The sequence below is a fragment of the Shewanella saliphila genome (assembly GCF_014648295.1).
Classification (GTDB): domain Bacteria; phylum Pseudomonadota; class Gammaproteobacteria; order Enterobacterales; family Shewanellaceae; genus Shewanella; species Shewanella saliphila.
The window spans coordinates 37,507-54,173 of sequence record NZ_BMQV01000033.1; the positions used below are offsets into that span (position 1 = coordinate 37,507).

Below are 16,667 nucleotides of genomic sequence, written 5' to 3' on the forward strand. Positions count from 1 at the left end.
TGATTAAATAGCAGCAAAAGGAATGAGCAATGATAAAGCCAACGACATTGATAACCGCCCTAACCTGTGGCTTGTGTTTCAGTTTTTCTGTGTCCGCGTTACCGTTAAATAAAATACAACTCCCACAAGGGTTTAGTATTGATATTTACGCTGACAATATCGAAAACGCACGCCAAATGGCGCTGGGCGAGAAAGGCACAGTATTTGTGGGCAGTCGCAAGGCTGGCAATGTTTATGCCCTTATAGACAGCAACCAGGATTTTAAAGCTGATAAGCAAATCGTTATCGCTAAAGATTTGTTTATGCCATCGGGTTTAGCATTTCATAATGGCAGTTTGTATGTGGCTGAAGTCGATAAAATTTGGCGTTACCCTAATATTGAAAACAGCTTACCGGATATTCCAACGCCTGAGTTGGTTTACGATAAGCTGCCCAATAAAGCCCATCATGGTTGGAAATTCATTGCCTTTGGGCCAGATGGACACTTGTATATTCCCGTAGGCGCACCTTGTAATGTGTGTGAAAGTCAGCTGCCTTTCGCATCCATCTTAAAACTCAATATCGACACCAAACAAACTACAATTGTCGCTAAAGGTGTGCGTAATAGTGTGGGGTTTGATTTCCACCCTGTTAGCGGCGACTTATGGTTTACCGACAACGGCCGCGACATGATGGGCGACGATTTACCCGATGATGAACTTAATCATGTCACCCAAACAGGCCAACACTTTGGTTTTCCCTATGTGCACAACACTGTCATTCATGATCCTGATTTTTCCAACACCAAAACCGCCAAACTGAACACACCTCCGGCATTAACCTTAGGCGCTCATGTTGCGGCATTAGGCATGGAGTTTTATCAAGGGACACAATTCCCACCCACATATCACCATTCAATATTCATTGCCCAACACGGCTCGTGGAACCGCACGAACAAAGTCGGTTACCGCATTATGCAAGTGGTCGTTGAAGGAAATAAAGTGATCGACTATCAACCCTTCGCTACCGGCTGGCTTGAAGGCGAGCAAAGCTGGGGCCGCCCAGTGGATGTGATGACTTTAACAGACGGCTCTATTTTAGTATCAGATGACTTTGCCAATGCAGTGTATCGGATTAGTTATATCAAGAAATAAACGTATGTTCTGACTTAACTCTTCAACCATGGCTAGTTTACTAAACCCCTTTCTCGTCGTCCCGGCAGTGCTGTTGAGCCGGGATCCAGGTGTTTGTTGTGCTTTTAGTTTTGGCTAAGATATGCGTGAAAGGCCATGACAAGTTCACGTGTTCTTTTATGTAAAGTATTCAACTGCCACAAGTTCAGAGTTGAATTTGAGCATTTCCAATCATGGCTTCTGACTAATTTGGACAGAAATTAGCTTAAGGGGCAAGTTTTAAACTGTTCTTATAAAATTTTACCCTGACCCACTAAATTAAATTTACACGGCTACCTAGGTGGTAACCGTGTGTGCAACTGTGTAATTCGTTTTTTGTCCACAGTATTCAAAGTTAATTATAGGTTCTTAAATCCACACTCTTTATAACCGCCTGTGCACGCAGACCACTTGTATCTACTTGTAGCATGACATGTGTAAAAACCAGTATTCGTTCTACCTGGGGCGAGCGTAGAATCACTTCCACAACTCCATTTTCCATTTTTCTTTTCTATGCACATTTTCACATAAATCGTTTGCGAGCAACCGTTCTTGACTTTAATTTGCAATGAGTCTGGAGAACCACAACTATTTCCCCAGTTATCGTCAAGTGATACGCAGTGCTGCGCATCTGCGGCGTAAACACTAGCTGATAGCCACAAACTGATAATCGTAATAATTCCAATTAATTTTGCCATACTATTACCTTTTCGCCCAGATAAAGAAATGCTCTAGGTGTTGGACGTATTAAACACCTAACAGCTTGAACGGCTCTCCGATAAAGCCGACCTTTGAGTTATTGATTAACATCACCCTACATTTCCTATATCTCTGAACTAAAGCAATTTAATGATTCTTACACTCAAAATAAAACTTAAATTGCACCTAAAAGTGTCAAGATAAAATGTAAAAATAAACCAAAAAACATTAATATATTAAAATAGCTATATTTTTCTCAACATAGTCTTTTAGATTGATTTTGTTCACATGTTTTTAAGGTTTTTAAAGGCGTCACCCATCACTTTTATACTATTGATGACTCTCAGTTTTCATTTGCTGGGTTAAGTGCTGCGCTTGGCTCTAGCTTAATGTCATGAGCCATGACATCTGTGACAGTAGATTGAGCTGCTGTACTATTTAACTCTGCTGGCGTTTGACGGGATGGGCTTAGCATATACCTTGCAAGCCATGCGGTGAGAGGGATAGTGAGCACAATACCAACGCTACCTGCAAGTGCATGGATTATGGCTAATGCGATCACTGGTGTATTAATAAATTGTGTCAAGGGCATATCTAACCCCCAAACCATCATAATAGTCGTCAGAGAACTACCAGCAAAAGCTAAGATTAATGTATTGGTCATCGTTCCCATAATATCTCTACCAATGTTCATACTGGCACGCATTAACTGGGTTGGGGAAAGTTTAGGGTCTGTAATTCGTAACTCGTTGTAAGCTGACGCGATGGATATAGCAACGTCCATAACCGCACCTAATGCCGAGATCATAATGGCCACAAACATTAACCATCTAACCTGTATTATTTGATTAGAAATATAGATAACGTCCTCACCTTTATCGAGGTAAATACCAGACAGATGAGTAAATTCACCAAAGACTTGGGCCATTATGCCAGGGAACGAAAAGTGCAACGAAAAGTGCCACCCATAATTTGTACAAGTAACCTTGCAACGAAAAGTGCCACCCATAATTTGTACCAACGAAAAGTGCCACCCATAGTGCAACGAAAAGTGCCACCCATAATTTGTGCAACGAAAAGTGCCACCCATAATTTGTACAAGTAACCTAACTCGTTTTCATTGCTTTGGCGATAGTTATGTTTGATGTACTCAACTACTTAATTTCAATCGATATGGCTAAATCATTAGCGTTAAATGAGTAAGTTATCTGTCATCTAAGAAATTCGGTACAGCAGAAAAACTTGATAGCAATCAAGTATAAGAAGAATTGAAATTTGATTGGGGATGATGACTTAAGCACACAGCCAGCGCTGACAATTTGCCGCGCCTTGTCGTCGTTTTCGCTCTAAATGCTCACAATATTCGGTTAAGGCAGGTAGTGCTCCGACAGCACCTTTAAATAATGCACCAAACTCTGTAGTGATTTTAAGCCAATTCTCTGCTGGGATGTTTAATCTATTCAGTATGTCCTGACTGCTTGAGCTAATTGCGCCACGCTTATCTTCTCGAATAATTCGACCGGTATCTTCAACCAGTACAATGTAGTCTTTCACGCTGAACATGAGCCCGTTAGGCATATTAAGTCGTTCATTACCCACAAACGGTAATAGCTCAGCTGGTTGCTCACCTTTCATTGCTGAATTTATACGTCGCTGAATACTGGTGTAATCTGAGGTTTCAGGGGTTGCAGCCATATTGGCTCTGACAGGGTTTAAATCGACATAAGCCATACAGGCGAGTACTGCGGCTTCATCAAGCAGTGCTTGAGATTTAAAGCGACCTTCCCAGAATCGCCCTGTGCACTTATCTTCTTTGTTGGCCATTCTGGCGATGGGCTCACTGAGTGAACGCATAAACCAACTAATATCAATTAAGCGCTTACGGTATTCGGTAATGCATTCATTAACCGTTTGTAGCTCAAATGAGTTAAGGTCTTCTTCTTTTAGGTATTTGTGCGTGAGTAACGTACCTTTAAAACCCTTGTGCCATTGAATGAGCACTTCTTTATCTGACCACTCTTTAACTTTGTCAGCATCGACTTTTAACACCACATGCAAGTGGTTACTCATCACTGTATAGGCACAGATATCAATAGCAAATATGGTCGCCAATTCAATAATACGAGCATCAACCCACTCACGCCGATGCTCAAAGTTCTCACCTGTTGAGTTATCAATTCCACAAAGAAATGCCTTACGTACCACACGAGAACAACAGTGATAGTAAGGTGTATCTTCTAGACTAACGATTGTCTGTCTTGGTCTGGCCATCTTAGATTACCTGTCAGAGTTAAAGGTAACTAAGCCTAGTTGGTTGTACAATATTCATCCACTTAGGCTGGGTGGCCATGTTCTATGTTCTATTTTAGTATCAGATGACTTTGCCAATGCAGTGTATCGGATTAGTTATACCAAGCAGTAACAGCACGTTAAGCCTTAACTCGTAGATGATAGAAAATTACTAACCTCTTTCTCGTCGTCCCGGCAGTGCTGTTGAGCCGGGATCCTGGTGTTTGTTGTGCTTTTAGTTTTGGCTAAGATATGCGTGGCTAAAATATACATGACAGGTCATGACAAGTTTACGTGTTTTTATGCAAAGTCTTCAACGGTATCCGTAAATTTAAGCGTTTATTTGAGGATTTCCAGTTATGGCTTCTGACAAAATTTGCAAAGAAGAGCGTTGGCGGAGGAATGCCATTTTGATGCCTGGAGCATCATTAGCCATTCAGTCGTGTACGTAGCTGCATACAGGGGAGTGAGGCTTTATACCTCCTGCTACCCGATTAGGGCATTATTCCCGTTTCTTACGCGTTGAAAAAAATTAAACCGTGAGATTTTATCGCAGATAATTAACGAATTATGTATTTTCTTAGAGATGGCAATACTCTCTTGATGATTCGAATCGGTAAAATTAGCTTTTGTTTTTTTGCGGGAATACCTTTGCCATTTGTTTTAAAAAACTCTTGATTAAATTGATCTATCCATAGTTTGTTAAGATTTGAGCTTTGTTTTTTTATGGATGGTTCGACTATTACCTTTTTTAGAAGCTCTTCAGGAATAACAGAGTACAAAACTTCGCTTGGATTCGTTATAAAGTCTTCGTAGACTATCTCTATCACGTTTTCATTTAATGACGAAACGAAAACATCAGTAATAATTTCTTGCTGTTTAATCGCCTTAATTTTACTTTTTATCTTGTCGAAAGAGTACACGGGCGTAACATCGGTTTTGAATTTACTACTCCACTTTTCCGTTTGACTAGCAATTTCGTATGATACTGCTTGTGCGATGACATTTCTCCTCCGAATTCTTATAAAGATTTTCTTAGAGCTTGGAAAATACTCTTTAAAATTGTAATAGATAGGTAGGTGGCTTCCATGCAAGTTTATGCCGAGCCATCCACTTTTCAATGTACGAAAACGAATCAATTGATTTATGAACTTCTCCTTATCAAGTAAGTCTTCTTTAAGACATCCCCATCTGTTCGCAAGTATTGGCAAGTATTGATAGGGCTGGAAATACTCATGCGCCAAACAAAAACCAAATTTATAAAGAAGATCACAAATCATGGTGCTTCCTGATCGCGGCGTGCTCAAAAGAAAAAAGATCCCTTTAAGGTTTTGTGGATAGTCCACATCATATTGTTTATCAATAAAATCCGATTCAGGGATCTTCACTATCGCAGTTTCCGTCTGCTTTTTGGTAATTCTAATCTCGTTGTTTTCTGTCATACTATATCCAAAGTGTGCTTTTAATTTAGAGCAGAAGTATTTTCCGTCCGGTTGATTACGTTGTGTACACCCAGCATGGGCATGAACTATTGAGGTGAAAGTTCTCTGTAGAAAGAACACCGTTCAAATAACATACAGTTATTAAACGTTAACTACTAGCGAATGGCAAGGGCTTAATCGGGAGGTTTGGACTGGAGGTAGCCGCTGACCTTCTTATGATAAAGAATGCGAGCTGATGAACAAGAACATCATATTATTTTTTAAGCTTGCCACCCCAATTTATGAAGGTAACCATAACGACTATTACATTTAATCATCTGACCGATAACCTACGTATTTAGTATTACTCAAATCGATAAATTCAATCTAATAGTATAATGATTTAATTTTAGACGAAGGCTGCAGGCGAAAACGCTAAAAGTTGCGTACCTATAGTTGTAAAATTGATATTTAACAAAGTCACAAAAAATTCAATAAGATAGATAAATTAATTTCGTATATTGCTTTCAACAGTCCACATTCAACTCTTAACTTGAGGCCGTTGAAGATTCTTTACAAAAGAATACGTGAGCAGTTGCAATAAGTGCAAAATGACAAAGGAAAATACCTGGCTCCCGGCTCAACAGTATTATCGATAAGACGATTAAATTATCCTGCGTAAGTTGGCAACTTACTACCTTATTTTGCTTCGGGCGAAGCGCCACGACGTTAGTGGCCGCAGGCCATAACCTAAACACATGTTTAAACTCATGTTGGGGCTACAACACCATCCACTATTTGTTCTACCACTAAGCTTGCCCATGCATTGTAAATCGGTGCGCCTGGGTGAAATCCATCACTAGCCATGACCTGGCGCATAAAGTCGAGCATGCTTATCTCGGGTTGTGGGTTGTCTAACGGCAATGTAATCATGGTAAATTGACTCGTTTGATTGCCCTGCTGCTGATTGAGCTTAAGTATTAATTGCTGTAAACGATGGTTAAATTGATTGGCACGTTTGCCTAAACTCCACCGAAGTGGATTGGGCAAAACGGGAAACAGTCCTAAGGGTGGCAATGCTGTCACTAAAATTTGTTTTGGCGTGTAGCGCTCTTTAAGCAATGTAAACAATGCTTGTTGCTGTAAAAGCCACTTCTCACAACTCACCGATGAGGTAATATCGTTGACCCCTAATGAGGTAACGATGACATCATAATGCCCTTGCCCGAGCACGGGATGATCAGTGTCAATTTGTTGTATCGCTTCTAAGGTGGTTGATGTGGTTGCACCTGTTTTAGCAAACAAGGCGTAGTTAACATTTAATGTTGGGCTTAATTGCTCAATAACCTGACCAAGTAACGCCTGGCTTTGATTTGCCACCCCAACACCCGCGGCGGCAGAGTCACCTAAAATCAATAAGCTTAACTGAGGATGTGATCCCGTTTGACCAACACGTTCACCTTCTGGTTCGGCAAGTCTTGGCGTGGTGCGGCGCACTTTGAGTCCTTGTAACACAAGCACTGGGGCCAACATAATCGAAATTCCGTGATACAACATATTGGCTCCTTAAAAGTCATTTCCTGACATTACCTTATGTCACACTTGTCACTTGTCACTTGTCACTTGTCACTTGTCACTTGTCACTTGTCACTTGTCACTTGTCACTTGTCACTTGTCACTTGTCACTTGTCACTCAGGCATTATTGATTATCAGCAATAAATTGCACAACCACTTCGGCTAACACTTCACCTTTATCTTCTTGTAAAAAATGTCCGCCGCTGACTATGGTGGTGTGCTTTTGCCCTTGAGTGCCGGGAATGAGCTTTTGCATCAAGGCGTCGCCGCCTTTGGTAATAGGATCTGAGTCACTAAAGGCGGTTAAAAACGGCTTTTGCCATTGTGATAACACTTTCCAGGCTGCGCGATTTTTATATGCTGCGGGGTCATCTGGGGTGATTGGCACAAGTAAAGGAAACTGACGCGCGCCCTCTTTGTAGCGTTCATCAGGAAATGGCGCATCATACGCGGCAACGATCTCGGGCGTTAAACTTGATACACAAGCACTATTGATTAAGTTACCTGTTGGAAACACCTCTACATCTTGTGAGAACTGGCGCCATTTTAGAAAAGTGTCTCCGGGTTGATGATCGCCTGTGGGCAACATGGTGTTAGCGGCGACAATTCGCTCGAAACGTTCGCTGTGCTCTGCCGCTAATCGTAAACCAATTAATCCGCCCCAATCCTGACACACTAAAGTAATATCACTGAGGTTTAGCTGTAACATCAATGAGGTGATCCAGTCGACATGACGCTGATAAGTGTAATCTGAGCGTTTTGTCGGTTTGTCTGAACGGCCAAAACCAATTAAATCGGGCACGATGACCCGATACCCGGCTTTAACTAAGATAGGGATCATTTTACGGTACAAAAAACTCCATGTTGGCTCGCCATGCAGCAAGAGTATTGGTGCAGCATCTTTGGGGCCCTCGTCAACATAATGCACTCTTAGCTGGCCACCTTCAGCGTCGTCGACCATTAAGTAATTGGCGTTAAAATGATAATCAGGCAAATGGGTAAAACAACTGTCGTCGGTGCGTAAAAAATCCATATGATTGACCTTCCTGTTTAAGTGTTTTTATCAATTATCACTAAGTTGAGCGTAAAGTGATGTTGTCGTATCGTTCGCTGCGTTCAATAGTCGAGCCGTTCGCCAAACTCATTAAGTGAACAACAATCTTTCTTTTAACTGAGATCTTTAATGGCACGGCCTATGCCATCGACAGTTAACGGGTACATTTTGTCGCCAACCAGTTTTTGAATAATCGAAATTGAATGATGCACCTGCCAGTATTGTTCTGGCTGTGGATTCAACCAGGCGACTTTATTAAAATGACCGAGTAGCCGATTCATATAGTCTATGCCGGGTTTTTCATTCCAATGCTCAACACTGCCGCCTTTGGCAATGATTTCGTAGGGTCCCATGGTGGCATCGCCGACAAAAATCACTTTGTAGTCAGATGAGAATGTGCGTAACACTTCATCGAGTTCAATGGTTTTATCAAACCGGCGATTATTGTCTTGCCATACTTTTTCATATAAACAGTTATGAAAATAAAAGAAGCGTAAGTGCTTAAATTCGCTGTGCGCGGCTGAAAATAACTCTTCGCAGGTATGAATGTAATCATCCATGGAGCCGCCGATATCGAAAAACATCAGCACTTTTACCGCGTTATGACGCTCAGGCTCCATGTGCACATCGAGTAAGCCGCCATTTTGGGCGGTTGAGCGGATCGTGGTATTGATATCAAGCTTTTCACTGGCGCCTGTACGGGCAAATTTACGTAACTTTTTAAGGGCTAATTTAATATTACGGGTACCGAGCTCCCGGTCCTGGTCGAAATTTTTAAATTCGCGTTTATCCCACACTTTCACCGCGCTGTTATTGCGGTTTTTATCCTGACCAACTCGTATGCCTTCGGGGTTATAACCATAAGCACCAAAAGGCGATGTGCCGCCAGTACCCACCCATTTATTACCGCCAGCATGACGTTTTTTTTGTTCTTCAAGGCGCTCTTTCAGTGTCTTCATTAGCTCTTCAAGACCGCCAAGCGCCTTGAGTTGGTCTTTTTCTTCTTGGCTTAAGTTTTTTTCAAATTCTTTACGCAGCCAATCCTCTGGTAATAATTTGTCAAAAATATCAATATGTTCAATGCCTTCAAAATACTCTGCAAAGGCGTTGTCGTATTTGTCGTAATAGATTTCATCTTTAACCATGACAATCTTGGCCAGGTTATAAAATTCTTCTACGTCAGCAAATACTACACCTTTTTTAAGCAAGGCGATAAGGTCAAGTAGTTCGCGCAAACTACAAGGTACTTTGTGTTTTTTTAAGGTGAGAAAAAAATCAATAAACACAGCGATGCTACCTGTTTCTGCGGCTCATAAAGGCCAGTTTTTCAATCAATGACACATCTTGTTCGTTCTTTAGTAATGCGCCAAATAACGGAATAATATCAGATTGCTTATCGAGTAATGTCTGCTGCGAAATGTCATCGGAGATCAGTAGTTTTAACCAATCAATGAGCTCAGATGTTGAAGGTTTTTTCTTAATGCCATTAACTTCGCGCAAATCAAAAAACACATCTAAAGCCTGAGTTAACAGGGTTTGCTTTACATCTGGATGATGCACATCGATGATTTTTTCCATTTCCGCTTTGGTTGGGAACTTAATGTAATGGAAAAAACAGCGACGTAAAAACGCATCTGGCAGCTCTTTTTCATTATTAGACGTGATGATAATAATGGGACGCTGTTTTGCTTTGATCACTTGCTGAGTTTCATAAACATAAAACTCCATCTTATCGAGCTCTTGCAGTAAATCGTTAGGGAACTCAATGTCAGCTTTATCAATTTCATCAATTAATAAAATGGGGCGTTGTTCTTCTTCAAACGCCTGCCATAGCTTACCTTTGACGATATAGTTGCCAATATCATGCACTCTAGCATCACCTAATTGACTGTCACGCAGGCGTGATACTGCATCGTACTCATACAAACCTTGTTGGGCTTTGGTGGTCGATTTAATGTGCCATTGATACAGTTTACAATTAAGCGAGCGCGCTAACTCTTCTGCTAACTGTGTTTTACCTGTACCTGGCTCCCCTTTTATCAATAACGGTTTTTCGAGTGCAATGGCTGCATTAACCGCTAATGTGAGATCGTTTGATGCAATGTAGTTTTGGGTACTTTTAAACATGGTTAGCCTTTCTATTTATTCGTTATTTTTGATAATACGTTCAATCATTAAGCAAGCTTAATCGCTACCGGTGTGCCATTGAAAGCCGCGTTTCCTGTCAGCATATCAACTCGTTTAGCATCTGTTAAATCATTAATACTCACACCGGGTTGAGTGGCTGCTATCGACATATTGGTGCCCTGTTGATTATGACCCCAACCTTGCGGCATGGTAACCACACCGGGTTGCACGTCATCGGTAATCACAATGTCTATTTTAATTTCACCAACCGCTGAGCTGACGATTACCTGCTGGCCAGTCTTGGCCCCCAGGGCTTGTGCATCATGTGGGTGTATTTCTAAAGTACACGGATTTTTACCTTTGATTAGCCGCTGTGAATTTTGAGTCCAGGTGTTATGGCTTTTCACTAAACGGCGGCTGATTAAATCAAATGGAAACTGATTATCACGAGCGCTTTGCGTCATGACAGCGTTTAATCTCGGTAAATCATCTTGATAAACAGCAGGAAACAAATCAATTTTGCCATTCGCGGTTTTAATCCGCTCAGACAAACACGGCATAAGCGGACCAATATCAATGCCGTGTGGATTATCAATTAACTTTTGTAAACTCATGCCCTGTTTGCCATATGGCCCTTTTTTAAGTTCCATATCCAATATCATTTCAGGGGTAACCTGCTGCATTGGGTCGTCAGCAGGCACATTGAGCATGCGCGCTGAAATCTCTTTGAGTATTTGCCAATCACTGCGTTGTTCGCTGTGCTTTTCAAATAATGGTGCTGAATATTTAACCGTGTTTCTCACCGAAAATGAGTTGAAGAAAATATCAAAATGTGAATTTTCGACGCCAGTCGTGCCCGGTAATATAATGTCTGCGTATTTGGTGGTTTCGTTGAGGTAAATATCAATCGACACCATGAAATCAAGCTCACTAAATGCAGCCGCAAGTTGGTGACCACTCGGTGCAGATAACACCGGATTACCTGCAACGGTAATTAAGCTTCTAATTTGGCCTTCACCCGGGGTTTGGATTTCTTCCGCTAGCGCTGCGACCGGAAACTCACCATTAAAAAACGGTAATTTGCGCACGCGTGATTGATGTTGACCAAATGAGCTTTTATGACCCGCTTGGTGATTACGCAATAAATCAAATGCTGGTTGAGGAAACATTGCCCCGCCTGCACGGTCAAAGTTACCGGTAATAATATTAAGCACGTTGGTGAGCCATAAACAAATGCCGCCAAACGATTGGGTAGATGCGCCCATGCGGCTGTAACACACCGCAGAGTCTGCTGCGAGCATTTGCGCTGATAAGGTTTCAATCACCTCAGCCTCAATACCTACTAACGGGCTGACCACGTGTGGCGAGAAATCTTTTGCTAAATTTTCGATTTCATCTAACCCATCAACCTTATCGCTTAAATGACGCAAATTGACTTTATTAGCAGCAAACACGCAATGAATGAGTGCCAGCAATAAAAAGGCGTCTTTTTCAGGGCGAATAAACACATGTTGGTCGGCTATTTTTGCGGTGCGGGTTTTGCGTGGGTCAACCGCCACCACTTTGCCACCTCGTTTTTGGATGGCTTTTAAGCGGCCAATCACATTAGGCGCGGTCATCATACTGCCATTAGAGACGACAGGATTCGCGCCAATAATTAACATAAAATCGGTTCGGTCAATATCAGACACCGGGATTAACATGCCTGCACCAAACATAAAATTAGCGGCCACATGGTGTGGTAATTGGTCAGCAGAAGCGGAGCTAAACCGATTAAGGGTGCCAAGTGACTTCATAAACGGTTTTAGAAATAACGCATTGCCTAAACTGTGGGCATTAGGGTTACCTAAATAAACGGCCTGAGCATTATTGCCATGTTGCTGTTGGATAGTTTTAATTTTGTTGACGATTTCGCTAAAGGCATCATCCCAACTGATCGCTTGCCAACCCGTTGCGGTGCGTTTAATTGGGGTTTTTAATCGATCGTTGTCGGTATAAAAGTCTTCTAACGCTAATGCTTTGGGGCAATTGTAACCTTGACTAAATGGGTCAAGTTGATCGCCTTTAATAGAGATAATTTGCTTATCTTGATAGCTAATTTCTAAGCCACACATGGCCTCACAGATATTGCAATTTCGATAATGGGTATTGATTTCGCTCATATTATTTACCTGCTCGGCCAGACATAAAAAAACAGCACAATCTGTAAAATTGTGCTGATGGATTAACGGTTAAATTTTAACGATTAATTTGCCTTTGTTGGCACCGGTAAAAAACAAATTAAGTCCGGTCATAGCTGATTCAAGCCCATCTAACACATGCGCGCGATGTTTAATTTGTCCGTTCATGACATAGGGCGTCAGCTTTTGTAATAACGCCGGTACGTCACCAAAGTGGTCTGGCATAGTAAAGCCCTGAATAGTCAAACGCTTTTTAATCACCTGAATCCAATTTGGGCCTAAATCAGGTACCGCTTTTGGGTAATCGGCAATCATGCCACACACCACAATACGGCCATGGGCATTCATTCTGGCAAACACATGATGCTGAATAGGACCGCCGGTGTTTTCAAAATAAATATCAACACCCTTTGGCGTTAACTCAGCGAGTTTGGCTTCAATATCATCGGTTTTGTAATTAACCGCCCCGTCAAAACCTAACTCATTAACAATCCAATCTGCTTTTTCATCGCTACCGACAACACCTATTACCGTTAAGCCATCGGCTTTGGCCAACTGCCCCACAATTGAGCCCACCGAACCAGCGGCGCCAGACACAACAATGGTTTCACCTTTTTGAGGTTTACCAACATTAAAAAGCCCTTGGGTAGCTGTTAAACCGGGTAACGCAAACACAGATAATATGGCTTCATCGGGTAAAGGCGCGGTCACTTTGTTTAACCCTGGACCATTACTTAAAAAGTATTCTTGCCACCCCATCATGCCCATTACCCGATCACCCACTTTAAAATCTGGGTGCTTGCTTTCAACGACTTCACCAATCCCTGAGCTGCGCATCACCTCGCCTAACTCAACCGGCGGGATATAACTTTCTGTATCAGGGCTCATCCAGCCAAACATGGCTGGGTCTAACGACATATGGCTTTGCTTAACAAGGAATTGTCCATCGGCAACCGTTGGCATTGGCTTTTGCACTACTTCAAATAATTCTGGGCCTACTGGGCCGCCTTGTGGGCGAGCGATAAGGTTAATTGCGGTAAATGTGCTCATGTGTACACTCTCATTTTTAGTTGATTAGGCGCCAATATCAGGCGTTATTTATAGGTTTTTTAGCTCACAAGCTGGCTAATTTTTTTAATGCTATTGATATCTTGGTGACGATAAAAATGTTTAAAATGCAGCGCTAAATTTTCACTTTCAACAAACACTTGTCGCCAATACTTGATTCGTTGCTCGGGTGTTAATTCAATAAAATCTTTGCGGTCGGGAATTTTTTGATAAGGCAATGACGCAACAAACTCGGCAGAGGGACAAAGCAACACCGTTTTATCGTAATGTTGCAACCTCACCTTACGCGACAAATTTTTATCAAACCAACCTGCTTTTAAGGTTGAACTAAAATGAGGATATAAGGTTAAGCCTGCATTTTGAATATCAAAGTCAAAGTGGTAATCAATAATGCCGCCGTCACGGTACATACCCGGTGGGCAATCAGGAATATCTTTAATCCCTTGCATCACCATCGGGATAGACCCCGATGCTAACAAGGCCCGTTTAATATTATTTGAGTTCAAGTTCACCGAAGTTGTCGGTAAGTTATCTGGATCGTTTAACAACAAATCACTTTGATGATGTTGAAAAATAAACCGTTCATACTGACTTTTAAGTAATGGTCTGCTCAACGCATTGTTGATAAAACTCTTAGTTAACCCAACCCCTTGTTTAAGCTTGTTTTCTGAAGCCACCAAGCCATTGCATTTCGCCACAATAAAATGCGCTTTAAATACGGGGTTATTGACGATTTCATCAGCGCCTGTTGCGCCAAATAACACCTCAAGTAATTCAAAAGCCTTGGTGGTGATTTCTAATGGCTGCGGCTTTTTATCATCTGAATACACAGTTTCGCTGTAGTTTTTAGCCAAACGCTGTATTGCTGCAACAGGGTCGTTTTGTGCAAAACATGCAGCACGAAATGCCCCAGCACTTGAGCCGATAAGGTTTAATGGCTGTTGTCTGTCTTTAAAAAATTCGCCAAATAAATATTTATCTAACCCCAACAATGTAAACCATTTAGGGCCGCCACTGGCACCCAAAAAAGAGCTAAATAGCTCTGGTGAAAATCCCCGTTGTTGGATTGTTTTTAAGGCCGTGTTACCGGCATAAATTTCTAACATAAAATAATGATTACTTACTCTTACAGCGACTCAATGGCAAAGTGAATGTGATTAACACTTAGATGACCTATTGCATTGTGATAACTGATGTTGATTTTGGTGTAAAGACACGCTGAGTCGCTATAAAGCTGACTCAGCGCTGTTGATAAGCTATGCCTGACTACGCAAGTCTTTGCGTAATACTTTACCGACATTACTTTTAGGTAATTCATCCATAAATTCAATGATTTTAGGGCGTTTATAATTAGTTAGCATTTCGGCGCAATGATCAAAAATATCTTGCTCAGTCAGATTAGGATCTTTACGCACAATGTAAACTTTAACGCGCTCACCAGTCGCATCGCAAGAAACACCCACAGCAGCAGCCTCGAGCACGCCTTCATGAGATACGATGACTTCTTCAATTTCGTTAGGGAATACGTTAAAACCAGACACAATAATCATGTCTTTTTTACGATCTACAATCCTAAAGAAACCATTTTCATCCATGGTGGCAATATCGCCGGTGGCTAACCAACCGTCTCTTAATACTTCGTCGGTGGCTTTTTGGCGATTGTAATAGCCTTTCATCACCTGTGGACCTTTAACCCACATTTCGCCAGGTTCGCCTAAGGCAACATCTTCGCCATCAGCGCCAACCAAACGAATGTCAGTCGATGATGCAGGTAAGCCAATAGAACCATTATATTTTTCTTGATTATACGGACTCATTGTCACCAATGGTGCACATTCAGTTAAACCGTAACCTTCTAACAATTTAGAGTGAGTTACACGCTCCCAATGTTCAGCGACTGGACGTTGTACCGACATACCGCCACCAAAGCCCATTTTAAGTGCGCTAAAGTCCAATTGATCAAAACCTGGGGTATTAAGTAGGCCGTTAAATAAGGTATTTACCCCTGTGATAACGGTAAATTTATACTTGGCTAACTCTTTAACAAACCCCGGCATATCGCGTGGGTTAGTGATCAGTAGATTTTGGCCGCCAAAAGGTAAAAATGCCAAGCAATTAGAGGTTAATGCGTAGATATGGTAAAGCGGCAGTGCCGTAACCATAAACTCTTTGCCGATTTCGTATACGTTTTTGGTTACTGCATTTGATTGTTCAAGGTTGGCAACCATATTACGGTGCGTCAACATGGCACCTTTTGAAGGACCTGTAGTACCGCCGGTATATTGTAAAAAGGCTAAATCAGCCCCCACTACGTCGACTGGCGTAAACTGACTTTTACTGCCTTTGGCCATTGCGTCATTAAACTTAACTGCGTTGGGTAAATCAAAAGGCGGGACTTGTTTTTTAAGGTGCTTAATGGCGCCGTTAATTAACGCACCTTTAATCATACCCAACCTGTCACCAACACTGGTGGTAATGACATGTTTAACATCTGTTTTATTGATAACAGCCTGCAATACATGGGCAAAGTTTTCTAATATAAGAATGCCCTTTGCACCAGAGTCTTTAAGTTGGTGTTCTAATTCACGCGCGGTGTACAAAGGGTTAACGTTAACAACGGTTAAGCCTGAAATTAATGCGCCAAATAAGGCGATAGGATATTGCAGTACATTTGGGATCATAATGGCAAACTTGTCGCCTTTGACTAAACCTAAATCGTTTTGCAAGTAAGCCGCAAACTCTTTTGCTTGTTGTTCGAGTTGTTGATAAGTAATGCTGACATCCATATTGATAAATGCCGTGTTACTTGCATACTGCTTGGTATATTTCAAAAACAATTCTGCTAACGAGTTGTATTTATCTGGATCGATTTCAAACTCAACCCCAGGCGGATAACTCTTTTCTAGCCAAACTTTTTCCATAATACTGTCCCCTTTATTATGATGCGAAAACTCTCGCCGTTTTTATTATACCCATTCAACTTGAAGATCCGTGTTTCAGAGCTTCACCGTGTTTTCAATACTAGGCGCGTTAATGCGGTAATGTAGGTACCTTATAAATTAGCGCAACAACGTAGTGGGAACACGGTGAAACTCCCAAAGG

At 41.6% G+C, this 16,667-nt stretch carries 13 protein-coding genes; 1 reads left to right on the forward strand and 12 read right to left on the reverse strand.

Annotation, left to right across the window (positions count from 1 at the left end):
- Positions 1-29 precede the first annotated feature (29 nt).
- Complete coding sequence (locus IEY48_RS14550; RefSeq protein ID WP_188921552.1) at positions 30-1,133, forward strand: PQQ-dependent sugar dehydrogenase; 1,104 nt, start codon at positions 30-32, stop codon at positions 1,131-1,133.
- 377 nt (positions 1,134-1,510) lie between these two features.
- Here IEY48_RS14550 and IEY48_RS14555 read toward each other — a convergent pair whose 3' ends face one another.
- From IEY48_RS14555 to IEY48_RS14610, 12 genes are all read right to left on the reverse strand, one after another.
- Positions 1,511-1,849, reverse strand: a complete 339-nt coding sequence (locus IEY48_RS14555) for a hypothetical protein (protein ID WP_188921554.1) — start codon at positions 1,847-1,849, stop codon at positions 1,511-1,513.
- Positions 1,850-2,193: 344 nt separating this feature from the next.
- On the reverse strand, positions 2,194-2,802 hold the full coding sequence (locus IEY48_RS14560) for a YibE/F family protein (protein ID WP_229786494.1): 609 nt from the start codon (positions 2,800-2,802) through the stop codon (positions 2,194-2,196).
- 341 nt (positions 2,803-3,143) lie between these two features.
- On the reverse strand, positions 3,144-4,121 hold the full coding sequence (locus IEY48_RS14565) for a transposase (protein WP_188921556.1): 978 nt from the start codon (positions 4,119-4,121) through the stop codon (positions 3,144-3,146).
- Between the two features lie 578 nt (positions 4,122-4,699).
- On the reverse strand, positions 4,700-5,581 hold the full coding sequence (locus IEY48_RS14570; RefSeq protein WP_188921558.1) for a Stf0 family sulfotransferase: 882 nt from the start codon (positions 5,579-5,581) through the stop codon (positions 4,700-4,702).
- Between the two features lie 747 nt (positions 5,582-6,328).
- Positions 6,329-7,117, reverse strand: coding sequence for an SGNH/GDSL hydrolase family protein (locus IEY48_RS14575; RefSeq protein WP_188921560.1), 789 nt, complete (start codon positions 7,115-7,117; stop codon positions 6,329-6,331).
- Between the two features lie 143 nt (positions 7,118-7,260).
- Positions 7,261-8,169 (reverse strand): haloalkane dehalogenase, encoded by a 909-nt coding sequence (locus tag IEY48_RS14580; RefSeq protein ID WP_188921561.1) that lies wholly within the window; start codon positions 8,167-8,169, stop codon positions 7,261-7,263.
- A gap of 134 nt (positions 8,170-8,303) precedes the next feature.
- Complete coding sequence (locus IEY48_RS14585; protein WP_188921563.1) at positions 8,304-9,476, reverse strand: vWA domain-containing protein; 1,173 nt, start codon at positions 9,474-9,476, stop codon at positions 8,304-8,306.
- Positions 9,477-9,483: 7 nt separating this feature from the next.
- Positions 9,484-10,317 carry an AAA family ATPase gene (locus tag IEY48_RS14590; protein WP_188921565.1) on the reverse strand — a complete coding sequence of 278 codons (834 nt, stop codon included), beginning with the start codon at positions 10,315-10,317 and terminating at the stop codon, positions 9,484-9,486.
- Between the two features lie 47 nt (positions 10,318-10,364).
- On the reverse strand, positions 10,365-12,479 hold the full coding sequence (locus tag IEY48_RS14595; RefSeq protein ID WP_188921567.1) for a molybdopterin-dependent oxidoreductase: 2,115 nt from the start codon (positions 12,477-12,479) through the stop codon (positions 10,365-10,367).
- Positions 12,480-12,548: 69 nt separating this feature from the next.
- Positions 12,549-13,547 carry an NADP-dependent oxidoreductase gene (locus tag IEY48_RS14600; protein WP_188921569.1) on the reverse strand — a complete coding sequence of 333 codons (999 nt, stop codon included), beginning with the start codon at positions 13,545-13,547 and terminating at the stop codon, positions 12,549-12,551.
- Positions 13,548-13,606: 59 nt separating this feature from the next.
- Positions 13,607-14,671: a patatin-like phospholipase family protein gene (locus IEY48_RS14605; RefSeq protein ID WP_188921571.1), complete on the reverse strand. Its 1,065-nt coding sequence runs from the start codon at positions 14,669-14,671 to the stop codon at positions 13,607-13,609.
- A 150-nt stretch (positions 14,672-14,821) separates the two neighbouring features.
- Entirely contained in the window at positions 14,822-16,486 is a 1,665-nt protein-coding gene (locus IEY48_RS14610; RefSeq protein WP_188921573.1) for an AMP-binding protein, read from the reverse strand.
- Positions 16,487-16,667 lie beyond the last annotated feature (181 nt).